Genomic DNA, 21,603 nt, shown 5'->3' with positions numbered 1-21,603 from the left:
AAATACCCGGTGCAGAAGTGCCCACCCCGCAATCATCTTGCGCGAAATCGCCGCCGCGCCGCAGAGACGCCTGCACAAACGGCAGGCAAAACGTGCCAGATTGCTTTTGACAGAATTGTGGCTCGGCGCGATTGTCGAAGCCGCAAGCCGTTGGTAGCTCTGCGTAGCAATCGTATCCCGCATGCGTCGGCGTCATGCCGCCGAAAAGAACGGGAGCGGATGAGAGGGGTTAGGCGTCGTCAATGGAAGTGTTTCTCCAGCAGCTCATCAATGGGCTGACCTTGGGGTCGATCTACGGCCTCATCGCCATCGGCTACACGATGGTCTTCGGCATTATCGGCATGGTGAACTTCGCCCATGGCGACATCTTCATGCTGTCGGCCTTCATCGCGCTGATCTTCTTCATGCTGATCGCCTCCTGGTTCGGCGCCGGGCTGATCGTGGTGGCGCTCATTGTCGTGCTCGCGCTGGCGATGTTCTTCACCTCGCTGTGGAACTGGGCGATCGAACGCGTCGCCTACCGACCGCTGCGCGGCTCCTTCCGCCTCGCGCCGCTGATCTCGGCGATCGGCATGTCGATCTTCCTGTCGAACTTCGTCCAGGTCGTGCAGGGCCCGCGCAACAAATCGACAGCGCCGATGCTGAACGACTCGATCACGCTCATCAACAGCGCGACCTATTCGGTCCAGATTTCGTACAAGCAGATCGTCATCATCGTGACGACGGCCGTGCTGCTGGCCGCCTTCTGGTACATCGTCCAGAAGACGCCGCTCGGCCGGGCCCAGCGCGCCTGCGAGCAGGACCGCAAGATGGCCGCGCTTCTTGGCATCGACGTTGACCGCACGATCTCGATCACCTTCGTGATGGGCGCGGCGCTCGCGGCGGTCGCTGGCGTGATGTACCTCGTCCTCTACGGCGTGGTCTCATTCAATGACGGCTTCATCCCCGGCGTGAAGGCCTTCACCGCCGCTGTGCTCGGCGGCATCGGCTCGCTGCCCGGCGCCGTCATCGGCGGCCTGTTGATTGGGCTGATCGAGGTGATGTGGTCGGCCTATTTCACCATCGACTACAAGGACGTCGCGGCCTTCTGCATCCTCGCGATCGTGCTCGTCTTCATGCCCTCGGGCATCCTTGGCCGCCCCGAAGTCGAGAAAGTCTGACAGCCATGGCGACGACCATTTCGACGCCCGCGGCGCCCCCTCGCGACATCAAGGCGGCGCTCAAGGAGGCCGGCTTTGCCGCCCTCGTCACCTTCGGCCTGTGCATCCCGATCATCGCCTGGGGCACCCGCCAGAATATGGAAAATGTGCTGGTGCTCGACCAGCGCTGGGAGGCGGTGGCCTGGGCGGTCGCCATCGTCTTCGTCGGGCGCCTCCTGGTGGTGCTGCGCCAGCAGGGCAAGGCCGAGCGGAAATCGCTGGTGCGCTTCCTGCCGCACGGCACCTTCGCCTTCTTCCAGCGCCATTCCGGCTTCTTCTCGGCTCTGGGGCTAGGCTTCCTGATCACCTTTCCGCTCATCGCTATCATGCTGACCGGCTGGGGCGGCGCGCTGAAATGGATCGACAATTTCGGCGTCCAGATCCTGATCTACGTCATGCTCGGCTGGGGGCTGAACATCGTCGTCGGCCTGGCTGGACTGCTCGACCTCGGCTATGTCGCCTTCTATGCGGTCGGCGCCTATTCCTACGCGCTGCTGGCCAAGAATTTCGGCTTGTCCTTCTGGCTCCTGCTGCCGCTCTCAGGAATCCTCGCCGCCTTCTGGGGCATGCTGCTCGGCTTTCCCGTGCTGCGCCTGCGCGGCGACTACCTCGCCATCGTCACGCTTGCCTTCGGCGAGATCATCCGCCTCGTCCTGATCAACTGGGTCGATTTCTCGAACGGCTATGCCGGCATCTCCGGCATTCCGCGGCCGAGCTTCTTCGGCATTCCGTTCAACGCCAGCGACGAAGGCTTCGCGGCGGTGTTCGGGCTGGAATTCTCGCCGCTCTACCGAACGATCTTCCTGTATTACCTGATCCTGGCGCTCGCGCTCCTGACCGCCTTCGTCTCGCTGCGGCTCAGACGATTGCCGGTGGGCCGCGCCTGGGAAGCCCTGCGCGAGGACGAGATCGCCTGCCGCTCGCTCGGCATCAACACCACCAACACCAAGCTCACCGCCTTCTCGATCGGCGCCATGTTCGGCGGCTTCGCCGGCGCCTTCTTCTCGGCGCGGCAGGGCTTCATCTCGCCGGAATCCTTCGTCTTCATGGAATCGGCGATGGTGCTGGCGATCGTCGTGCTCGGCGGCATGGGCTCGCTCTGGGGCTGCGCCATCGCCGCGACCGCCATGATCGGCGGCACCGAGCTGCTGCGCGAGCTCGACTGGCTGAAGGCCATCTTCGGCAATGATTTCGACCCGACCAAATACCGCATGCTGATCTTCGGCCTGGCCATGGTGGTGATCATGATCTGGAAGCCACGCGGACTGATCTCGACGCGCGAGCCGACGGCCTTCCTCAAGGAAAAGAAGGCGATCTCGTCCGATATGGTCCAGGAGGGCCACGGCTGATGACGCAAGGCCCTTCTTCCAGCATGCCCCCGCTTCTCCAGGTCGAGCATGTCACCATGCGCTTCGGCGGCCTGACCGCCGTCAACGACCTCTCCTTCGAGGCCCGCAAGGGCGACATCACCGCGCTGATCGGCCCAAACGGAGCCGGCAAGACCACGGTCTTCAACTGCATCACCGGCTTTTATAAGCCCACCGAAGGCATGATGGCGCTGACGCATGACAGCGGCGCGAGCTATCTGCTCGAGCGGATGCCGGACTTCCGCATCTCCTGGAAGGCCAGGGTCGCCCGCACCTTCCAGAACATTCGCCTCTTCGGCGGCATGACCGTGCTGGAGAACCTTCTCGTCGCCCAGCACAACCCGCTGATGATCGCCTCGGGCTTCACCTTCCTCGGCGTGCTCGGCATCGGCGGCTACAAGGCGCGCGAGAAGGAGGCGATCGAGAAGGCCAAGTTCTGGCTGGACAAGATCAGGCTGACCGACCGCGCCGACGATCCCGCGGCCGACCTGCCCTATGGCGACCAGCGCCGCCTCGAGATTGCGCGCGCCATGTGCACCGAGCCGGTCCTGCTCTGCTTGGACGAACCGGCCGCCGGCCTCAACCCGCGCGAGAGCCATGACCTCAACGAGCTGCTGCTTTCGATCCGCAAGGATATCGGCACGGCGCTCCTGCTGATCGAGCACGACATGTCGGTGGTGATGGAGATTTCGGACCATGTCGTGGTGCTCGACTACGGCACCAAGATCGCCGATGGCACGCCGGCGCAGGTCCAGGCCGATCCCAAGGTGATCGCCGCTTATCTCGGCGTCGACGACGACGAGGTCGCGACCGTGGAAGCAGAGGTCGGATTGTGATGACCGAAGCTCAACCCCTTCTCGCCGTACGCGGCGTCAAGACCTATTACGGCAAGATCATCGCTCTCAAGGGCGTCGACATCGATGTCCGCGCCGGCGAGATCGTCACCATGATCGGCGCCAACGGCGCCGGCAAATCCACCCTGATGATGACGATCTTCGGCAACCCGCAGGCGCGCGAAGGCACCATCACCTATGAGGGGCGCGACATCACCAAGATGCCGAGCCACCTGATCGCGAGGCTGGGCATCGCACAATCCCCGGAGGGACGGCGCATCTTCCCGCGCATGACCGTCTACGAGAATCTGCAGATGGGCGCGGCCGTGCGCGACCTTGCCCATTTCGACGAGGATCTGGAAAAGATCTGCGTGCTCTTCCCGCGCATCAAGGAGCGGCTGCAGCAGCGCGGCGGCACGCTCTCGGGCGGCGAGCAGCAGATGGTGGCGATCGCGCGCGCCCTGATGGCCAGGCCAAAGCTCCTCCTGCTCGACGAGCCCTCGCTGGGGCTGGCCCCGCTGATCGTGAAGCAGATCTTCGAGGCGATCCGGGAGCTCAACAAGACGGAGGGGCTGACCGTCTTCCTGGTCGAGCAGAATGCCTTCCATGCGCTCAAGCTCGCCCATCGCGGCTATGTCATGGTCAACGGCGTCATCACCATGAGCGGCACAGGCCAGGAGCTGCTCGCCAATCCACAGGTCCGCGCCGCCTATCTCGAAGGCGGGAGGCACTGACATGCAAGGCATTCTCTACGAAGAACCGACGATCTGGCTGTTCCTGCTAGTCACGGTGGTGATGGGCGGCTGGCTCGCCTGGATGTCGGGCCGCGCCGTGGCCAAGGCGTGGAAGCCGACTTTCCAGCTCGTGCTCTACATCCTGGTTCTCGGGCTGGCCGTGCGCTTCATCCATTTCGCGCTGTTCGAGGCGACGCTGCTGACGCTGCACTACTACATCGTCGATACCATCGTGCTGATGGTTTTCGGCTTCGCCGGCTGGCGCTACAACCGCGCCAGACAGATGACGACCCAATATCGCTGGCTCTTCGAACGCACCGGCCCATTCAGCTGGAAAGCGCGCGAAGGCGTGAAGATCAGGGCCGAAATAGCCTGAAAATGGCGACGAGCTTGACGCGTGACAGACCGTTGAAAAAGCGCAAGACTGCGTTTCACGGTAGCCGCGCGCGCCGAGACGGGCGGACCATCCAGCCCGTTCATAGTAATCACAGGGGAGTCTGATCTCATGAAGAAACTGCTGTTGAGCGGTATCGCGCTCGGCGCCGTCCTCGCCTTCTCCGGCGTGGCGAATGCACAGATCAAGTTCGGCGTCGCCGGACCGATCACAGGCCCCAACGCCGCCTTCGGCGCCCAGCTGAAGAACGGCACCGAGCAGGCGATCGAGGACATCAACGCGGCTGGCGGCATCCTGGGCCAGAAGATCGCGCTGTCGGTCGGCGACGACGTCTCCGATCCCAAGCAAGGCGTCTCCGTCGCCAACAAGTTCGTCGGCGACGGCGTCAAGTTCGTGATCGGCCACTTCAACTCCGGCGTCACCATGCCGGCCTCGGAAGTCTATGCCGAGAACGGCATCGCGATGATCTCGCCTTCGGCCACCAACCCGAAGATCACCGAGCGCGGCCTCTGGAACGTGTTCCGCACCTGCGGTCGCGACGACCAGCAGGGCGAGGTCGCGGCGGCCTATATCGCCAAGAACCTCAAGGGCAAGAAGATCGCCGTCGTCCACGACAAGACGACCTACGGCCAGGGCCTTGCCGACGAGACCCGCAAGGGCCTGACCAAGGCGGGCGTCAAGGACGTGCTCTATGAAGGCGTCAACGCCGGCGAGAAGGACTATTCGGCGCTGATCTCCAAGCTGAAGTCCGTCGGTGCCGACTACCTCTACTGGGGTGGCCTGCACACCGAAGGCGGCCTGATCGTGCGCCAGATGCGCGACCAGGGCCTGAAGACCGTGATGATCTCGGGCGACGGCATCACCACCGACGAGTTCGCCACGATCGGCGGACCCGGCGTCGAAGGCACGCTGATGACCTTCCCGCCGGACCCGCAGAAGCGTCCTGAAGCCGCGGCCATCCTCAAGAAGTTCGAGGCCCGCAAGTTCAAGCCGGAGGCATATACGCTCTACTCCTACGCCGCCGTCGAGATCCTCAAGCAGGCAGCCGAAGGCGCCAAGTCGCTCGATCCCAAGAAGGTCTCCGAGTACATGCGCTCGGGCAAGACCTTCAAGACCGTGATCGGCGACATCAGCTACGACAAGAAGGGCGACATCACCCGCCCCGACTACACCATGTACACCTGGAAGAAGGGCGCCGACGGCAAGATCACCTATGTCGAGAATTGATCTCGTCGGCTGATCGCCATCTGGCTGAAACGAGACCGCCCCGGAGCAATCCGGGGCGGTTTTGTTCTGGGGGCCCGAACCGGACATTCGCGTCATTGCGAGGAGCGAAAGCGACGAGCAATTCAGGCGCGTGGCAACCCAAGGGGACTGTGTAAGACCTCCCGGATTGAGTTCGCTCGCGCGCCGCAATGACGATTGAATCAAACCCGCAGCGACTCAGCCCAAGCGCCTGAGAAAGCTTGCGAACTGCAGGAGCCCGTCCGGCCAGGGGCCATGCCCGGAATCACTGTTGAGGTGGCCGCTGTCGCCGGCGTCGACGAAGGTCGCGCCCCAGGCTTCCGCCAGCGCTCTCGCCTCGTCCTGCGAACAATAGGGATCGGTCGCGCTGGCGATGACCGTGGCCGGGAACGGCAGTGTCTCGCGCCGATGCATGGCGAACGCGGCTTCCATATCCGGAAGGGCGCGCTTGGCGTCCTCCGACGCGGGAGAGACCAAAAACCCTCCCGCGACCTCGCCGGGCCTCAGATGCTCCGCCGCATGCGCGACCGCGCTGACGCCGGCCGAATGCGCGACCAGCACCACGGGGCGCGTGGCGGCCCGCACCGCCTCGACGATGCGGCCAGCCCATTCCTCGCGCTGCGGCCTGAGCCAATCCGCCTGCTCGACGCGACGCGCCGTCGGAAGCCTGGCCTCCCAGCGGCTCTGCCAATGATCAGGCCCGGACCCGGACCAGCCGGGGATGATGAGGATGTCGGCTTCGGAGGATTTCATCGCTTATAGAACCGTGACGCCTTCAGCTCGCGCAGCCGCGATCAGTTTACTGTCGAGGGTGGCGAGAGGTACGGTAAATCGTAGCGCGAGTTCGAGATAGCAGGCGTCATAGCTCGTCAGGCCATGCAATGCGGCCAGCGGCATCACGGCGGATTGAACCTCTGCGGCAGCCGCATGATGCGTCTCGACGGGAATGCGCATGATTGCGCGCCATACAGCATCGACATGGTCGGGAGTAAGGACACCCCTTCGACGTTTCGTAAGCAGAACATTCGCCACTTCAAGAGACCAGAGACCGGGAACCAAGCCGCCGCCACCGAGATAAGGCGCAAGCGCTGCGACAGCTCGCGACTGCCCCTCATCGGGCGACATCGCCGCGACAACGACCGATGCATCGAAAACCGCCATCAACGCCGGCCTTCATCTCTCGCGGAAAGAATATCATCAACCGTGAAACTCACGCCTCCGGCCCGCAGCATCTCCCTGACGCGTGCAAACTCGGCCATGACCTCTGCCGCCTTGGCCTCGCGCACCTTCTGCTCGGCCATGGCGTCAATCGGCGGATCACTGATGATGCGAGCCACCCTCTGACCATGGCGCGTGATCACGATCTCCTCGCCCCGCTCGACGCGGTCGAGCAGCTCGGAGAATTTGGTCTTGGCTTCAAAGGCACCGACGGTGATCATAAGAGGAATTTAAACTGGTTGACTGGTTGATTCAAGAGAACTTGCAGGGGTCGATCATCCCAAACCGGCACCTCGATGAAGCGATCAAATCTCGTGGCAGGATCGCCCGTCGTTGAATTCACGGGCATTCCGAAAGTCGCGACCACGTCCTGAATCTCGCTGAGCGTGAAAACCTGTCCATGATAGGGCTTCCGCTCTGCGCGATGCTCCGATCGCGTCGCCAGCGGCAGGCTCGCCATGCTGTCCGGATAGGTGAAAGTCAGCACGTCGTCGGCAAAAGCCGCCAGCGGCAAAACCACCGATGCCGGTCGAGACGGATCAGCTCCGTCCGCCTTATCGCCGAAAAAGAAATAGATCGGACGCCGGAGATGCGGAGCTCCAAGCTTTCGGGTTCTCTCAGACAACAACCAGGCTTCGGTCCGGCGACGACGGATCAGGTAGTTGGGTTTGACGACCCTTCGCCCTGACGCATTGATCGCAGCAAGGACATCTCCCGCCTCGCTGTCCGACAGGCTGCAAAGATTCCGAAACCGACCCAGATCAGGATCGTAGTTGTGCGTGATCACATCAGGCAGATGACGAACGATGTGATCGTCAGCCACTCACCCCTCCCCAAACACCCGCGCAAAAATCGTGTCGACATGCTTGAAGTGGTAGCCCTCGTCGAACATCGCCTCGAGTTCCGCCACTGACAGCTTCGCCGTTACCTCGGCATCCTTCTTGAGGTTGGTGAGGAAGTCCTCGCCATGCTCCCAGGTACGCATCGCGTTGCGCTGGACGAGCGAATAGCTCTCCTCGCGGCTGGCGCCGGCCTGGGTCAGGGCCAGCAATACGCGCTGCGAATTGTGCAGGCCGCCGAGCCGGTCGAGATTCTTGCGCATGTTCTGCGGGTAGATCAGCAGCTTGTCGACGACTCCGGTGAGGCGGGCGAGCGCGAAATCGAGCGTCACGGTGGCGTCGGGGCCGATCATGCGCTCGACCGAGGAGTGCGAGATGTCGCGCTCATGCCAGAGCGCGACATTCTCCAGCGCCGGCACGACCATGCCGCGCACGAGGCGGGCAAGCCCGGTCAGGTTCTCGGTCAGCACCGGGTTGCGCTTGTGCGGCATCGCCGAGGAGCCCTTCTGGCCGGGCGAGAAGAACTCCTCCGCCTCATAGACCTCGGTGCGCTGCAGATGCCGGATCTCGGTCGCGAGCCGCTCGACGCTGGAGGCGACGACGCCGAGCGTGGCGAAATACATCGCATGCCGGTCGCGCGGGATGACCTGGGTCGAGACCGGCTCGACGCTCAGCCCCATCTTTTCCGCGACATAGGCCTCCACGCTCGGATCGATATTGGCGAAGGTGCCGACCGCGCCCGAAATCGCGCAGGTCGCGATCTCGGCCCGGGCCGCGACCAATCGGGCCTTGCAGCGGTCGAACTCGGCATAGGCCTGCGCCAGCTTCAGCCCGAAGGTCACCGGCTCGGCATGGATGCCGTGCGAACGGCCGATGGTCGGCGTCAGCTTGTGCTCGAAAGCCCGGCGCTTGATCGCCGCAAGCAACGCGTCGACATCCGCGATCAGGAGGTCGGAGGCACGCGCGAGCTGCACCGAGAGCGTCGTGTCGAGAATGTCCGAGGAGGTCATGCCCTGGTGGACGAAGCGGGCTTCTGGCCCGACGATCTCGGCGAGATGCGTCAGGAAGGCGATGACGTCATGCTTGGTGACGCGCTCGATCTCGTCGATGCGCGCGACATCGAAGGTCGCATCCTTCGCCTTGGCCCAGATCGTGGCCGCAGCCTCCTTCGGCACCACGCCGAGCTCGGCGAGCTTGTCGGTGGCGTGCGCCTCGATCTCGAACCAGATCCGGAAGCGGGTCTGCGGCTCCCAGATCGCGACCATCTCGGGGCGGGAATAGCGCGGGATCATCGTCTCGTCCTTGTGACAAACAAGCCCTCATCCTGAGGAGCGCTCTGCAGGAGCGCGTCTCGAAGGATGCTCCAGAAGGCGCTCGCTGGATCATCCTTCGAAACGCCGCTTCGGGGCTCCTCAGGATGAGGGCTGTACTAAAATCTCAAACCCACTGCCCGCGCCCGGCTTCGGCCGCCTTGCGGATCGCGGAGATATTCTGGGCATAGGCGGCAGGCCCGCCCTTGAACACGGCAGAGCCGGCGACGAGAACATTCGCTCCGGCCTTTGCCGCGAGCGGCGCGGTCTCAGGGCTAGCCCCGCCATCGATTTCGAGTGCGATCGGCCGCTCGCCGATCATGGCCCGCACCCGGGCGATCTTCTCGAGCACGGAGCGGATGAAGCTCTGCCCGCCGAAGCCGGGATTGACCGTCATCAGCAGGATCAGGTCGAGATCGTCGAGCAGCGGCTCGATGGCGCTTTCATGCGTGCCGGGATTGAGCACGATGCCGGCCTGCTTGCCATGGCCCCGGATCGTCTGCAGCGTCCGGTGAGGATGCGGCCCGGCCTCGACATGGAAGGAGATCAGATCGGCGCCCGCCTTGGCGAAGGCTTCGACATAGGGATCGACCGGCGCGATCATCAGATGCACGTCGAAGAGCTTCTTGGTGCAGGGGCGGATCGCCTTCAGGACATCCGGCCCGAAGGTGATGTTGGGCACGAAATGCCCATCCATCACATCGCAATGGATCCAGTCGGCCCCCGCCTCGTCGATCGCGCGCACCTCCTCGCCCAGCTTCGAAAAATCGGCCGAGAGGATCGAGGGGGCGATGCGGATGGGAGCGCTCATGGCTGGCGGTTTAACGCCCGCGCGCCGCTCTCGCAATCGCCAAGACCGTGAATTCAGCGCCGTACCACAGGAACCGACAGGCGCCTGTCGGCTTCCGCGATCTCCTCGGCAGCCGCGGCGAAGGCGGGCCGGCGGTTCAATCGCACGAACCAGTCGGCAAGGGCCGGATGGCGTGCTAGCGAAGGCCCGCCCAGCCGCAGCGAGAACAGCACGCTCATGAATAGGGCAATATCGGCGACGCAGACGCTGGAGCCGAAGAATTCACGCCCCGCAAGACGTTCCTCAAGCTCGCAATAATGACCGGCCAGCACGTCCTCAGCGATCAGCGCGTCGGCATCCTGCGCGGCGCGGCGGTTCGCATCCGCAGCGCGGGGGCCGGTGCGGTGCATCAGGGGCTTCAAGCCCGCCAGCATGATCTCGTCGGCAAAGAGTTCATCGAGCCGGCAGCGTGCCCTCTCGGCCGGCGTTGCCGGAAACAGCGGCGGCTGCGGATAGGCCTCATCGAGATATTCCAGGATGATCGTCGAGTCGTAGAGCACAAGCCCGGCATCGCTCAGCACGGGCACCTGCGCCTTGGGGTTAAGCGCCAGCACCTCCGGGTGCTTTGGGTCGTAGCCCGTGGTTTGGTTGAAGGGCACCATGATGCGCTCAAATGGCAGCGCCTTCTCTCGCAGCGCGATCTCGACCTTGCGGGAGAACAGGCTGAGCGGCCCAGAATAGAGCGTGATCATGACGGCGAGGCCCCGGTTACGTTGGGGCGACCTTCGCAAAGCCAGCCGTCAGCTCGCGGCAGGAGACTTCAAACCTTAGACTTCAAGCCTCCGTGCGGCGAATACGCGCCGCAAGACCGCGCAGCAGCCAAGGCTGCAGATAGATCGGGAACTGCGCCAGGGCAAAGAACAGGAAGGTCGAGGGCGGCACGCCGGCTCCCAGCGCCGCAACGATCATGCCCATGTTCCGCTGGCCTGAGCCGTAGCCGATCATGAAGCGCTCCGAGGCCGGCAGGCGGCGCAAGGCGAGATAGGCGGCAAGCAGCCCGAAGCCGGAGACCGCGAAGACGCAGGCCAGGAAGAGCAGGACGCGCTTGGGATCGTCGATCGCCGCCTGCGTGACGCCATCCATCGCCGCGATGGCGAAGATGAAATACATCAGCACGCCAAAACCATCGAGATTGGCCTTCATCCCCTTGATCCGCTCGACGCCGAGCCAGGTCCGTAGCGCTGCCGCGACCGCCATGCCGCCGCCGACGAAGAGCAGAAGCCTGAACGCCAGGACCCAGCTGTCGAGCGGCACCGCGGCGCCCGCCAGCAATTCGACCAGGAAGGGCGCGACGACAGGGCTGATGATCGTGGTCAGGATGACGCAGGCGATGATCAGCGACGGCTCGAAGCCATAGAGGATCGCGACCGCCGGCGACGACATGATCGGCGGCGCGGCACCCATGATGGCGAGCCCGAGCAGAAGCCCGGGATCGAGCGCCTCCCGACCAAGCAGGAGGAAGGCCCCGCCGATCAGCAGGACCGGCGCCGCGACCAGCCAGAGACAGGAGAGGATGAGCTTGCCCGGCCGCCGCACGAGCCCGGCGATGATGCCGAGATCGGCCCGCATGAACACGATCGTGGTGAAGCAGAAGATCGTGACCGGCAGCACCGGGCGCGCCGCAGCCGAGAACTGCGGCAGGGCCAGTCCGAGGAAGATCGAGAGCGCAAAACCTTGCGTGCCATGACGGCCGAGCCAGGCCAAAGCGGCGGCGATTGAAGCGGCAAAACGCGAAAGCATGAAGGCTCGGCTTGGACTGGAAGGGCCGCGACACTCGCCGATCTGGTGCCTTGCGTCACCCGCTATCGCCGCAGGCCCGTCCTGCGTGCGCAGAAAATTGCGAGAAAAAGCCGGCAAAGCGAGGCAAGCCCGCAGCTTATCGCCGATTGGCGCAAATCTTGCGAAACTTTGGCGGCAAGGCCGCAAAAATGCGTCGTGGCGCTGACATCGCCCCGCAAACGGCTATTTTGCTGCGGTAAAGGCTGGCAGGAGCACAAGATGCAGACGGATACCATCGTCCTCGGCGCAGGGATCGTCGGCATCTCGGTGGCGCTGCATCTGCAAAAGGCGGGCCGCTCCGTGCTGCTCGTCGACAAGCGCAGCCCGGGCCAGGAGACGAGCTACGGCAATGCCGGGCTGATCCAGCGCGAGGGCGTCTACCCCTACGGCTTCCCGCATGATTTCGGCGCGCTCATCCGCTACGCGATGAACAACACCATCGATGCGCATTACCATTGGAACGCGATCCCCAAGCTCGCGCCCTTCCTGTGGTCGTACTGGATGCATTCGCGCGCCTCGCAGCATGAGGCCATCGCTCATAAGTATGCGACGCTGATCGAGCATTGCGTCAGCGAGCATGACGCGCTTGCGCAGGAAGCCGGCGCGACCAATCTGCTGCGCCGCAAGGGCTGGATGAAGGTGTTCCGTACCGCAGCCCAGCAGGACGAGCGCCTGGCGGAGGCCGCGCGCTGGAAGCGCGATTTCGGTCTGAACTACCGTGCGCTCGACGTCGCCACCTTGCGCAGCGAGGAACCGCATCTCGACCAGAGCCTGATCGGCGGCCTGCACTGGACCGACCCGGTGACGGTGGTCGATCCGCTGGGCCTGTCCAAGGCCTATGTCGCGCGGTTCGAGGAGCTCGGCGGCAAGCTCGCACTCGGCGACGCCGGCACGCTGGTGCAGGACGCCGCCGGCTGGAGCGTGACGCTCACTGATGGCACCAAGGCCCAGGCCAAGGACGCCGTCGTCGCGCTCGGCCCCTGGGCCGATGTGGTGACCACGAAGCTCGGCTACCATCTGCCGCTCGCGGTCAAACGCGGCTACCACATGCATTACAAGGCGCAAGGCAACGCCGTGCTCAACCACCCGGTGCTCGACACCGAGCGCGGCTATTTCCTCGCGCCGATGCTGCAGGGCATCCGCCTGACGACGGGCGCCGAATTCGCCGATCGCGATGCGCCCAAGACGCCGGTCCAGCTCGCCCGCGCCGAGCCGATCGCCAGGACACTGTTCCCGCTTGGCGAGCGGGTCGATGCCGAGCCCTGGCTCGGCCGCCGGCCCTGCACTCCCGACATGATGCCGATCATCGGCCCCGCGCCGAAGCACAAGAATCTGTGGTTCTCGATCGGCCATGCCCATCACGGCCTGACGCTGGCCGCCGTCACGGGCCGGATGATCGCCGAGATGGTGACCGGCCAAAAGGTCTTCGTTGACCCGACGCCGTTCTCGGCTGCGCGGTTCGGCTAGGCGGCGTCATCGCGTCGCGACAGGGCCCTCCTTAAACTTAAGAACGTCCCGCATCCGCGCAGCAGCACGTCGTGCCGCGGCGCGTGCGGGATGACAGCCCTGCAGCGCGCGCCCTCGCCTCGCGCTCCGCGACCTGCCACCATTGCCGCTGCTCTCGATTCCAGCACAAGGTTGCGCCATGGCCCTCGCCGAAGCTCCCGTTCAGGACAATGCCTACACTGCGGCGCTTGCGCTGCTCGACCGCGCGCCGATGATCGACGGCCATAACGACCTGCCCTATGTCATCAGGCTCGATCGTAACGCCAAGGGCGATGTCGCGGCCTATGATCTCGCCAGGGTGCATCCCGAGGTCGACACCGACATTCCGCGCATGCGGGCCGGCAAGCTCGCCGGGCAGTTCTTCGCGGCCTATGTGCCGCCCAACCATCCCAAGCCCGCCGGCTTCGCGCTCGCCCAGATCGCGCTGATGCGCGACATCCTGAAGCGCCATTCGGACGCCTTCCGCCCCGGCCTCTCGGCCGCCGACGTCGCCGCAGCCAAAGCCGAGGGAAAGATCGCGCTGTTCATGACGATCGAGAATGGCTCGGCGCTCGACAACGAGCTCGATGCGCTCGACGCCTATTACGATCTCGGCGTCCGGCTGATGACACTTTGCCACAACGGTACGCATGATTGGTGCGATTCCGCGACCGACGCCCCAAGGCACAACGGCCTCAGCGCCTTCGGCAAGCAGGTCGTCGCGCGCATGAACAAGCTCGGCATGGTCGTCGACCTCGCCCATGTCTCGCCCAAGGTGATGCACGACACGCTCGACGTCACAAGCGCACCGGTCGTCTGGTCACATTCCAACGCGTTTTCGCTTTGCGACCACCCGCGCAACGTCCCTGACGACGTGCTCGACCGCGTCGCTGGCAATGGCGGCGTGGTGATGGCGACCTTCGTGCCCGATTTCATCAGCCAGGCCGCGCGCGACTGGCACCGCCCGGTCAAGGACCAGTACGGCAAGACGCCCGAAGGGCTCGATTACGCCAAGGCGGAACAGGAGATCGAACGCAAGGCGGGGCCTCGCCCCAAGGCGACGCTGCCGCAATATTGCGACCATCTCGACTATCTCGCCAAGCGCATCGGCCACGACCATATCGGCGTCGGCTCGGACTTCTTCGGCTGGGTCAATCCCGATGGGCTCGAGGACACCACGGTCTTCCCCTCGCTGATCGCGGAGTTGATCCGGCGTGGCTGGTCGGAAGACAACCTGGAGAAGCTTGCCGGCGGCAACACGCTGCGGGTCATGCGGGCGGTGGAGAAGGCTGCCGCCTGATTCGCGAGGCGGCGCTGGAGCGTTTTTAAGCGAAGTGGACACCAGTTCGCGTGAAGAAAACGCGTCAAGACAAGCAGACATCACCTCCGTCATCGACGAGGTCGCCTTCCAGACCAATCTGCTGGCGCTCAATGCCGCGGTCGAGGCTGCCCGTGCCGGCGATGCCGGCAAGGGCTTTGCGGTCGCCGCCTCCGAGGTCCGCACCCTGGCGCAGCACTCCGGCGACGCCGCCAAGGACATCACCGCCCTGATCGGCGAATCCGGCCGCGAGGTCGAGCAAGGCGTGGCGCTGGTGCGCTCCGCCGGCGAGGCCCTCAACCAGATCGTCGAAGCCTCCCGCAAGGTTTCCGCGACCGTGATCGACATCTCGGCCGCTTCCGCCGAACAGGCCAACGGCATCGACGAGATGAGCCAGACCGTGGCGTATATGGATGAGATGACCCAGCAGAACGCGGCCCTCGCCGAGGAAAGCGCGGCCTCGGCCACATCGCTGCTGAGCCAGATCCAGCGCCTCAACAGCCTGTTCGCGACCTTCCGGACCCATGGCAGCTCGGCCAGTCGGCAGGCCCCGATGGTACAGCCGCAGCGCCGCTACGCCGCCTGACCTCGAGCCGGCAGGGCTGCCGGCAAACGCTCGCTTCCTGGAGCATTGCGCGAAAAAAAGGGTACCGGTTTTTCGTGGGGAGCAATGCTCTAGACTTTTGGAATCGATCACGTTCTTCGCATTCGGACGATTCCGTCCGAATGCGGCGTGATCTAGAGATTGCTTGCCGAAGCTGCTCCATCCGTTAAGGGCTCGCTCTCTATCCGAGAGCGAGCCCATTTCATGACTGGATCCGGCACAGACCGCACACGACCGCCAACCACGGCGCCGGCCCCGGTCATCATCCTGGTCGAACCGCAGATGGCCGAGAACATCGGCATGTGCGCCCGCGCCATGGCGAATTTCGGCCTGTCGGAGATGCGCCTCGTCGCGCCGCGCGACGGCTGGCCGACGGGCGGCGGCCTGAAGAAGGGTGCAACCTCCGCCGCCTCGGGCGCGACCCATATCCTGGAGAACGCCAGGCTCTTTCCAGACACCGCCTCAGCCATCGCCGATCTCAACCATGTGCTCGCCACCACCGCCCGCGAGCGTGGCCAGATGAAACGCGTGGTCACGCCGGCCGAGGCGATGCCGCCGCTCACGGAGCGTGTCGATGCAGGCGAACGCGTCGGCATCCTGTTCGGGCGCGAGCGCATCGGCCTGACCAATGAGGAGATCAGCTTCGCCGACGCGATCCTGACCTTCCCGGTCAACCCGGCCTTCGCCTCGCTCAACCTGGCGCAGGCCGTGCTGCTCGCCGGCTATGAATGGTTCAAGGCGACCGGCGGCGAACCGCCCTTCCGCGAGAGCAACACCTCGCCGCCGGCGACGCGCGGGACGATCCTGTCGATGTTCGATTATGTCGAGGGCGAGCTCGACATCTGCGGCTTCTTTCCACCGGGCAAGAAGCCGGTGATGACCGCCAATCTGCGCGACATCCTGCACCGGCTGAGCCTGACCGAGCAGGAGGCGCGCACCTTGCGCGGTGTGTTCAAATCGCTCGCCGAGGGGCCGCGACGGCTGCGTACCCCCAAGCAACCGGACGGCGCATGAAAAAGCCGGCCGCAAGCGGCCGGCTTTCGACAGTGTCAGCCGGCGCCGTAGCGCCGGTCGAGAGGTTTGCCCTCAGAACTGGTACTTCATCGTCGCCTTCACGGTGCGGCCGGGCTCGCTGTAGTAGTCACGGCCCTGGGGGCGCGAGAGCGGAACATTGACGGCATCGAAATATTTGCGGTCGAAGATGTTGTAGACGCCGACCTGCAATTCGAGATCCGCGACCTGCTGCAACGGCCGCCACCACGCCGAAGCATTGAAGATCGCATAGCCCGGCGCCTTGAAGCCAGTGCCCGCTGAAACCGTCGAGACGTCGTCACGCGCAGCCGCCAGCTTGGTCGAAACCTCGGCCCCCCAGACATCCGTGCCGTAGGCGACCGCGACGATGCCCTGCATCGGCGGGATCGAGTTCAGGAAGGTGTCGTTGTCCTTGTTCTTGCCCCGGGTATAGGCGAAGGAGCCGCGCACCAGCCAGTTCGGCATGAAGGCATATTGGCCGTTCGCTTCGAAACCCTGGATCTCCGCGCGGTTGATGTTCTGATAGCTGGTGATGCCCCCTTGCGGATACAGCCCACCGACGCCCGCAGCCTGAACCTGATAAGTCTCGATGAAATTGCGGTAGTTGGTGTGGAAATAGGTGATCGAGCCGCCGAGCTGCTTGTCGCCGAAGCGCAAGCCGACATCGATGCCGTTGCCGACTTCAGGGCGCAGATACGGATTACCGATGCGCAGATAGGTCGAGGTTCCGCCGAATCGGCCATAGAGTTCGTCGGCCGTCGGCGCCCGGAAGGTCTTGGCCCATTGCGCGAAGACGGTGACGTCCTTCACCAGAGGCGCGTTCTTCAGGATGTCGTATTCGAGGCGGATGCGCGGCGACCAGCCCGTGTCACTCGATGACGGCGGCAGACCGACCGGGCGCGAGCCGCCATTCGTGTAGGCCGGCGTATCCTGCGGCTCTTCCTCGTACCAGTCGAAGCGCACGCCAGGCGTGATGCGCAGGCGGTTGTCGATCAGGCCGATCTCGTCATGCGCGTAAAGGCCGACGAGCTTTCCGTCGATCTTCGGCTGGTCGGCCTGGTTGGTGAAAAGGTTGTTGCAGGTGGCGAGCGTCCCCGTGAAGCTGCCCGAGGCCGGACGCGCCGGGCAATTGTCGACGCCGGCCGAGTACTGCTCAAGCGAAGTTGTGCGCAGCTCGGTGCCGAGCGTGACACGGTGCGACAGCACACCGGTCTGGAAGTTCTTCAGCACATAGCCGTTGAAGCCGTAGGCGTTCTCTTCGTTGGAATTGTCGCGGGCATAGGGGCCGACGATGCTCGTGAAGCGCCAGGCATTGGTGATGTCGTTGCGCTTCAGCCGCTGCCAGTAGAGCGTGGCATGGGCTTCGTCGAGAAGCCCTCCCGGCCGCTTGTAGTCATAGGTCAGCGAGACCCGGTTGCGCTCGACATCCTCGCCGGTCTCGTAGGCGCCCGGACGGAAATTGCCGGTCAGCGAGACCGTATTGTTCCGAACCTGGGTGCGATCCGCACGCTTGAAGAACTCGGCGGTGAGGCCGAAGCGATGGTCGCCAACCTCCTGATAGATCTTGCCGAGGACATTGTACTGGTTGAAGTCGCTCGGATTCGGCGCCGTGCGCGTTGCACCGATGCTCTTGTTCGAGCCCTTGCTGTCGATCTCGTGGCCGTCGCGAAAGCCGCCCTGCAGCAGGACGGAGGTGTTGCCCATACGGGCAGCGACCGCACCGCTGCCGAACCAGGCCCGGTCCGTGCTGTCATAGCCGGTCTTGGCGAGCGTGCCATAGGAACGGCCGTTGCGGAGCAGGTCCTCCGGGTCGAGCGTGCGCACGGCGAGTGCGCCGCCGAGTGCGCCGCCGCCCAGCGTGCTGGCGCCGCTGCCGCCGCGCAGCAGGTCGAGCGTCGAGAGTGAATCGAAATCGAAAGCGTTCTGGGCGCCGCGACTGATGCGCGTGTCGATCAGGAAGGGTTGGCGGATGCCGTCGATCGTCGTCAGCACCCGGGCGCCGTCGAGGCCGCGGATGTTGAGCGAGTTGTTCTGACGGTTGAAGCTGATGCCGGCTTCGACTCGGTTCGCCAGATCCGTCAGATTCCGGACCTGCTCGCGGTCGAGCTCCTGGCGCGTCGTGCGCGTCGTGGTCGGCCCATTGAGCAGCGCTCCGCCGGGCACAGCTTCACCCTGCACGTTGATCTGGTCGAGAACCACCGGACTGTCCGGACTGTCCGGATTGGCCGCACTGGCAGCCGGCTGCGAGCGGCCTTGTTGCTGCGCATAAGCCGGCCCAGCCATCAAGGCCAACATCAAACTTCCAAGCGCCACGCCCCCGCGCAGTCTAGCGGAATATTCGCCCATCGCCCAAGTCCAGTCCTTGCCACCGAAATCCAGCGACATCGCTGCATCTTCGGAGATTAAAATTAATATAAACAAGGTCTTATGTGGTTACATAAGACGGCAATCAGATATTTGCCGTATTTGTAGCTGTCAATCTTTTGCGACGCCGCGACTAAACTATAGATTTATTCCAACGAATAACTGCAACGCCAACTCGACCGCCTCGAATGTGGCAACCTGCCCCCGCCGGGAGTCGTTTCGCCACAATCCTCCCCTCCCGATCTCGTGATCGCCACAGCGCCGCCGCAAGGCAGCTTCCTATTGCAACGCACAAGCGCCGGAGCATCATGGACAGGCGCCATCAGGGAACGCACGCATGCTCGATCGCCGGAGCCTCTTGACCGGAGCCAGCGCCATGGCGGTCACGCTTGCCGGAACCGGGCGCAATGCCTCGGCCGCCGATGTCGACGTCGTCATCATCGGCGCGGGCGCAGCCGGCATCGCCGCCGCCCATGGCCTGAGGGCGGCAGGCCGCACGGTGATCCTGCTCGAAGCGCGCAGCCGCATCGGCGGCCGCGCCTTCACCGATACCTCGCTCGGCCCGGCCTATGACGCCGGTGCGATGTTCATCCACTGGGCCGAGCGCAACCCCTGGGTCCAGATCGCCCGCGAACTCGGCGTCGAGACGCCGACCGAACCCCGGGGCGGCGGCTTCCGGGTCTTCGCCGATGGCAAGCCCATGCCAGAGGCCGACCGACTGAAGCGCCGCAGCGCCTTCGGGCAGATCGACCGCAGGCTGGAAACCGTCGACCTGACCAAACGCGACCTTTCCGTCGCCGAGCTGCTCGGCGATCTCGGCCCCGACATGGCCCCGATCGCCTCATCGGGCCTGCTGCTCTCGATCGGCGAGGAATCGGAACGCATCTCGGCACGCGACTACCAACGGCTCTGGGCGGGCGACGACCTCATCGTGCCCTCGGGCTATGGCAATCTCGTCAGGCGCCATGGTGCGGGCCTCGACATCCGCCTGAACGAGCCGGTCAGCACGATCGCCTGGGACGGACCGGGCGTCGTCGTCACCAGCCCCTCCGGCAGCTTGCGGGCGAATGCCTGCATCGTCACGGTGCCTGTTGGCGTGCTCAAGGCGGGCGCGATCCGCTTCACACCCGAATTGCCGGCAACGACGCGCGACGCACTCTCCGGCATCGGCATGGGCGCCCTGACCAAGATCGCGCTCAAGGTCGAGGGCGAACGCTTCGGCGTGACACCGGGCATGAGCTTCCTCGAGGCCGGATCGCCCAAGGCGCTGATGAATTTCGACCTGTTCCCCGACGATCAGGACATCGTCATCGGCTATTTCGGCGGTGACTATGCCCGCGAGCTGGCGAAGGCCGGCACGGCCGAGGCACAGGCCCATGTCACCGATCTGCTCTCGCAGATGCTCGGCGGGGATGTCCGCAAGGCGGTCAAGGCCTGCTCCTTCCCCGCCTGGTGGACCGACCCGTTCTCGCTCGGCTCCTATTCGGTCTGCCTGCCTGGCCAGGAGACGGCGCGCGACGCGCTGGCCCAGCCGATCGGCGGGCGCATCTTCATCGCAGGCGAGGCAACAGCCGGCGGTGGAGCTATGACTGTCGGTGGCGCGACGCTGGCGGGGCGAGTGGCGGCCGCGGCGGTCGCACGGCTGAAGGCCTAGGAGTTTTAAGGACCATGCCCGCGACCGTTCAGAGCACGAGCTCCCAGTTCTGGCCGACCAGATCCTGCCCGAAGGAATGGTGCCGCTCCTCAGCCACCAGCCTGAAACCTTCCGCGACATAGATCGCGCGGGCTGCGTGCAGGATGTCGTTGGTCCACAGCACCATTCGCCCATAGCCGGCGGCGCGGGCAAAGCCGATCGCCTCCCGCACCAGCCCCTTGCCGAGGCCGAGGCCCCGCGCGTGCCTCTCGACCAGCACCAGCCGGAGCTTGGCGACATCCACCGTCTCCTCCACCACGAAGGCCGACCCCACCGGAGCGCCGTCCAACTCCGCGATGAAGCAGCGCTCCCGCTCCGGCTTGTATTCGCGCAGGAACTTCGCCGCGATCTCGGCCACCAGCGCCTCGAAGCCGGCGTCCCAGCCGTACTCCTCGGCATAGAGTCGGCCGTGGGCCGAGATCACCCAGCCGATCTCGCCTGGTCGGTGCTGACGGATGAGCGAGCGCCCCGGCGCCGATCGGGTTCCGGAGAGCAGGGCCTCGGACTGGTCGAGCGCAGCAATCAACCTGGCCTGCTCGGCCGGCGAAAGCCGGGTCACGATTGCCGCCGCCTGATCACGGGAGGCCGCATCGAGTGGCTGGAACGCCTCACGTCCCTTATCCGTCAGCCGCAGGCGCAACGCTCGCCCGTCCTCGCGCGAACGTTCGCGCGCCAGCCAGCCTGAGGCGGCGAACCGCTGGAGGATACGGGACAGATAGGCGGGATCGAGCCCGAGTTCACGCGCCAATTCGCTGGCGAGCCAGTCGTCGCGCTGTGCCAGTTCGTAGAGCACCCGCCCTTCGGTCAGCGCGAAACCCGAGCCGTGCAGGCTGCCGCCGAGCGCACCGACCCAGCGGGTATGGAAGCGGTTGAAACGGCGGATCGCCGCGATCGCGGCCAAATTTGCGCATTGCATGAGTGATCCCTCCATGTGGAAGGATCAACGAAAATAATGGACAGAGTCAACTAAATTGCGAAGCCGTCAGACGCCGGAGCAGGGGTAGCGGACGCGCAATCGCGGCACCAGCAGCTCGGCTACGCTCTTATCGCCGATCTCCGCGCGCGGCAGCCTGACCAGATCCTTGACGACGTCCTTATAGGCGTCCGGCGGCGGACAGATCGCGCCCGCTCCGGCAAGGCCGAGGACGAAGCCCTCGGTAAAGGCGTGGCAGCTCGAGACGATCCGCTCATTGGTCGCCGAACAGATGACGAAAAGCGGACCGGCCTTCAGCTCCGCGGCTCCGACAGCCGGCGACGCCAGCAGCAGGGCCGCGCCGGTCAGAAACCCAAAACTGCGCACCCTCATCGCGCTCTCACGGCAAACGCCCTCCTCGCCCGT

At 64.8% G+C, this 21,603-nt stretch carries 22 protein-coding genes; 11 read left to right on the top strand and 11 right to left on the bottom strand.

What is annotated here, in order from left to right; genetic code table 11:
* Window positions 1-242: 242 nt before the first annotated feature.
* The 6 genes from CYD53_RS06135 to CYD53_RS06110 all read left to right on the top strand — a co-directional run bounded on the left by CYD53_RS06135 (window position 243) and on the right by CYD53_RS06110 (window position 5,754).
* Entirely contained in the window at window positions 243-1,160 is a 918-nt protein-coding gene (locus CYD53_RS06135) for a branched-chain amino acid ABC transporter permease (RefSeq protein WP_069692293.1), read from the top strand.
* Window positions 1,161-1,165: 5 nt separating this feature from the next.
* Window positions 1,166-2,548: a high-affinity branched-chain amino acid ABC transporter permease LivM gene (gene livM / locus CYD53_RS06130; RefSeq protein WP_103717239.1), complete on the top strand. Its 1,383-nt coding sequence runs from the start codon at window positions 1,166-1,168 to the stop codon at window positions 2,546-2,548.
* Between the two features lie 23 nt (window positions 2,549-2,571).
* A complete protein-coding gene (locus CYD53_RS06125) occupies window positions 2,572-3,402 on the top strand; it encodes an ABC transporter ATP-binding protein (RefSeq protein WP_103717238.1) in 831 nt (276 codons plus the stop codon).
* Window positions 3,402-4,133 (top strand): ABC transporter ATP-binding protein, encoded by a 732-nt coding sequence (locus CYD53_RS06120; protein WP_103717237.1) that lies wholly within the window; start codon window positions 3,402-3,404, stop codon window positions 4,131-4,133. Before CYD53_RS06125 ends, CYD53_RS06120 begins: the two co-directional genes overlap by 1 nt.
* Before the next feature lies 1 nt (window position 4,134).
* Window positions 4,135-4,509 (top strand): DUF6867 family protein, encoded by a 375-nt coding sequence (locus CYD53_RS06115; protein ID WP_103717236.1) that lies wholly within the window; start codon window positions 4,135-4,137, stop codon window positions 4,507-4,509.
* Window positions 4,510-4,638: 129 nt separating this feature from the next.
* Window positions 4,639-5,754, top strand: coding sequence for a branched-chain amino acid ABC transporter substrate-binding protein (locus CYD53_RS06110; RefSeq protein WP_103717235.1), 1,116 nt, complete (start codon window positions 4,639-4,641; stop codon window positions 5,752-5,754).
* Window positions 5,755-5,970: 216 nt separating this feature from the next.
* Here the strand turns inward: CYD53_RS06110 and CYD53_RS06105 are convergent, their stop codons facing one another.
* The 8 genes from CYD53_RS06105 to CYD53_RS06070 all read right to left on the bottom strand — a co-directional run bounded on the left by CYD53_RS06105 (window position 5,971) and on the right by CYD53_RS06070 (window position 11,729).
* Entirely contained in the window at window positions 5,971-6,525 is a 555-nt protein-coding gene (locus tag CYD53_RS06105; protein ID WP_103717234.1) for an RBBP9/YdeN family alpha/beta hydrolase, read from the bottom strand.
* A 3-nt stretch (window positions 6,526-6,528) separates the two neighbouring features.
* Entirely contained in the window at window positions 6,529-6,933 is a 405-nt protein-coding gene (locus tag CYD53_RS06100; protein ID WP_103717233.1) for a type II toxin-antitoxin system VapC family toxin, read from the bottom strand.
* The gene (locus CYD53_RS06095) at window positions 6,933-7,211 is read right to left on the bottom strand and encodes a type II toxin-antitoxin system Phd/YefM family antitoxin (RefSeq protein ID WP_103717232.1); all 279 of its coding nucleotides are present in this window, start codon (window positions 7,209-7,211) and stop codon (window positions 6,933-6,935) included. Before CYD53_RS06095 ends, CYD53_RS06100 begins: the two co-directional genes overlap by 1 nt.
* Entirely contained in the window at window positions 7,208-7,813 is a 606-nt protein-coding gene (locus CYD53_RS29865) for a hypothetical protein (protein ID WP_146055827.1), read from the bottom strand. Before CYD53_RS29865 ends, CYD53_RS06095 begins: the two co-directional genes overlap by 4 nt.
* Window positions 7,814-9,121: an adenylosuccinate lyase gene (gene purB, locus CYD53_RS06085; protein WP_103717230.1), complete on the bottom strand. Its 1,308-nt coding sequence runs from the start codon at window positions 9,119-9,121 to the stop codon at window positions 7,814-7,816.
* Window positions 9,122-9,266: 145 nt separating this feature from the next.
* Complete coding sequence (gene rpe, locus CYD53_RS06080; RefSeq protein ID WP_103717229.1) at window positions 9,267-9,950, bottom strand: ribulose-phosphate 3-epimerase; 684 nt, start codon at window positions 9,948-9,950, stop codon at window positions 9,267-9,269.
* A 53-nt stretch (window positions 9,951-10,003) separates the two neighbouring features.
* Window positions 10,004-10,681, bottom strand: a complete 678-nt coding sequence (locus CYD53_RS06075; RefSeq protein WP_245928111.1) for a glutathione S-transferase family protein — start codon at window positions 10,679-10,681, stop codon at window positions 10,004-10,006.
* A gap of 82 nt (window positions 10,682-10,763) precedes the next feature.
* On the bottom strand, window positions 10,764-11,729 hold the full coding sequence (locus tag CYD53_RS06070; RefSeq protein WP_103717228.1) for a hypothetical protein: 966 nt from the start codon (window positions 11,727-11,729) through the stop codon (window positions 10,764-10,766).
* A gap of 258 nt (window positions 11,730-11,987) precedes the next feature.
* Here CYD53_RS06070 and CYD53_RS06065 point away from each other — a divergent pair, with 258 nt between their 5' ends.
* The 4 genes from CYD53_RS06065 (at window position 11,988) to CYD53_RS06050 (ending at window position 16,189) form a co-directional block, all read left to right on the top strand.
* Entirely contained in the window at window positions 11,988-13,235 is a 1,248-nt protein-coding gene (locus tag CYD53_RS06065) for an NAD(P)/FAD-dependent oxidoreductase (RefSeq protein ID WP_103717227.1), read from the top strand.
* 178 nt (window positions 13,236-13,413) lie between these two features.
* Entirely contained in the window at window positions 13,414-14,553 is a 1,140-nt protein-coding gene (locus CYD53_RS06060) for a dipeptidase (protein ID WP_103717226.1), read from the top strand.
* Window positions 14,554-14,587: 34 nt separating this feature from the next.
* Entirely contained in the window at window positions 14,588-15,157 is a 570-nt protein-coding gene (locus CYD53_RS06055; protein ID WP_210202295.1) for a methyl-accepting chemotaxis protein, read from the top strand.
* A gap of 222 nt (window positions 15,158-15,379) precedes the next feature.
* Complete coding sequence (locus tag CYD53_RS06050) at window positions 15,380-16,189, top strand: RNA methyltransferase (RefSeq protein ID WP_103717224.1); 810 nt, start codon at window positions 15,380-15,382, stop codon at window positions 16,187-16,189.
* 72 nt (window positions 16,190-16,261) lie between these two features.
* Here CYD53_RS06050 and CYD53_RS06045 read toward each other — a convergent pair whose 3' ends face one another.
* The gene (locus tag CYD53_RS06045; protein ID WP_103717223.1) at window positions 16,262-18,592 is read right to left on the bottom strand and encodes a TonB-dependent hemoglobin/transferrin/lactoferrin family receptor; all 2,331 of its coding nucleotides are present in this window, start codon (window positions 18,590-18,592) and stop codon (window positions 16,262-16,264) included.
* Between the two features lie 316 nt (window positions 18,593-18,908).
* On the opposite strand from CYD53_RS06045, the gene CYD53_RS06040 reads away from it, so the two are divergent.
* Window positions 18,909-20,225: a flavin monoamine oxidase family protein gene (locus CYD53_RS06040; protein WP_245928110.1), complete on the top strand. Its 1,317-nt coding sequence runs from the start codon at window positions 18,909-18,911 to the stop codon at window positions 20,223-20,225.
* A gap of 28 nt (window positions 20,226-20,253) precedes the next feature.
* On the opposite strand, the gene CYD53_RS06035 is transcribed toward CYD53_RS06040, so the two are convergent.
* Together CYD53_RS06035 and CYD53_RS06030 are read right to left on the bottom strand one after the other, a co-directional pair.
* Window positions 20,254-21,180, bottom strand: coding sequence for a bifunctional helix-turn-helix transcriptional regulator/GNAT family N-acetyltransferase (locus CYD53_RS06035; protein ID WP_103717222.1), 927 nt, complete (start codon window positions 21,178-21,180; stop codon window positions 20,254-20,256).
* A 66-nt stretch (window positions 21,181-21,246) separates the two neighbouring features.
* Window positions 21,247-21,570, bottom strand: a complete 324-nt coding sequence (locus tag CYD53_RS06030) for a hypothetical protein (RefSeq protein ID WP_103717221.1) — start codon at window positions 21,568-21,570, stop codon at window positions 21,247-21,249.
* Window positions 21,571-21,603: the final 33 nt, after the last annotated feature.

It is taken from the genome of Allobosea psychrotolerans, from assembly GCF_002917105.1.
Lineage (GTDB): Bacteria > Pseudomonadota > Alphaproteobacteria > Rhizobiales > Beijerinckiaceae > Allobosea > Allobosea psychrotolerans.
This window is presented reverse-complemented; position numbering and strand designations above follow the sequence as displayed.

Coding starts and splice junctions, on each gene's coding strand:
- CYD53_RS06135 (WP_069692293.1), top strand. CDS start 243: ATGGAAGTGTTTCTCCAGCAGCTCATCAATGGGCTGACCTTGGGGTCG.
- livM (WP_103717239.1), top strand. CDS start 1,166: ATGGCGACGACCATTTCGACGCCCGCGGCGCCCCCTCGCGACATCAAG.
- CYD53_RS06125 (WP_103717238.1), top strand. CDS start 2,572: ATGCCCCCGCTTCTCCAGGTCGAGCATGTCACCATGCGCTTCGGCGGC.
- CYD53_RS06120 (WP_103717237.1), top strand. CDS start 3,402: ATGACCGAAGCTCAACCCCTTCTCGCCGTACGCGGCGTCAAGACCTAT.
- CYD53_RS06115 (WP_103717236.1), top strand. CDS start 4,135: ATGCAAGGCATTCTCTACGAAGAACCGACGATCTGGCTGTTCCTGCTA.
- CYD53_RS06110 (WP_103717235.1), top strand. CDS start 4,639: ATGAAGAAACTGCTGTTGAGCGGTATCGCGCTCGGCGCCGTCCTCGCC.
- CYD53_RS06105 (WP_103717234.1), bottom strand. CDS start 6,525: ATGAAATCCTCCGAAGCCGACATCCTCATCATCCCCGGCTGGTCCGGG.
- CYD53_RS06100 (WP_103717233.1), bottom strand. CDS start 6,933: ATGGCGGTTTTCGATGCATCGGTCGTTGTCGCGGCGATGTCGCCCGAT.
- CYD53_RS06095 (WP_103717232.1), bottom strand. CDS start 7,211: ATGATCACCGTCGGTGCCTTTGAAGCCAAGACCAAATTCTCCGAGCTG.
- purB (WP_103717230.1), bottom strand. CDS start 9,121: ATGATCCCGCGCTATTCCCGCCCCGAGATGGTCGCGATCTGGGAGCCG.
- rpe (WP_103717229.1), bottom strand. CDS start 9,950: ATGAGCGCTCCCATCCGCATCGCCCCCTCGATCCTCTCGGCCGATTTT.
- CYD53_RS06075 (WP_245928111.1), bottom strand. CDS start 10,681: ATGATCACGCTCTATTCTGGGCCGCTCAGCCTGTTCTCCCGCAAGGTC.
- CYD53_RS06070 (WP_103717228.1), bottom strand. CDS start 11,729: ATGCTTTCGCGTTTTGCCGCTTCAATCGCCGCCGCTTTGGCCTGGCTC.
- CYD53_RS06065 (WP_103717227.1), top strand. CDS start 11,988: ATGCAGACGGATACCATCGTCCTCGGCGCAGGGATCGTCGGCATCTCG.
- CYD53_RS06060 (WP_103717226.1), top strand. CDS start 13,414: ATGGCCCTCGCCGAAGCTCCCGTTCAGGACAATGCCTACACTGCGGCG.
- CYD53_RS06050 (WP_103717224.1), top strand. CDS start 15,380: ATGACTGGATCCGGCACAGACCGCACACGACCGCCAACCACGGCGCCG.
- CYD53_RS06045 (WP_103717223.1), bottom strand. CDS start 18,592: ATGTCGCTGGATTTCGGTGGCAAGGACTGGACTTGGGCGATGGGCGAA.
- CYD53_RS06040 (WP_245928110.1), top strand. CDS start 18,909: ATGCTCGATCGCCGGAGCCTCTTGACCGGAGCCAGCGCCATGGCGGTC.
- CYD53_RS06035 (WP_103717222.1), bottom strand. CDS start 21,180: ATGCAATGCGCAAATTTGGCCGCGATCGCGGCGATCCGCCGTTTCAAC.
- CYD53_RS06030 (WP_103717221.1), bottom strand. CDS start 21,570: ATGAGGGTGCGCAGTTTTGGGTTTCTGACCGGCGCGGCCCTGCTGCTG.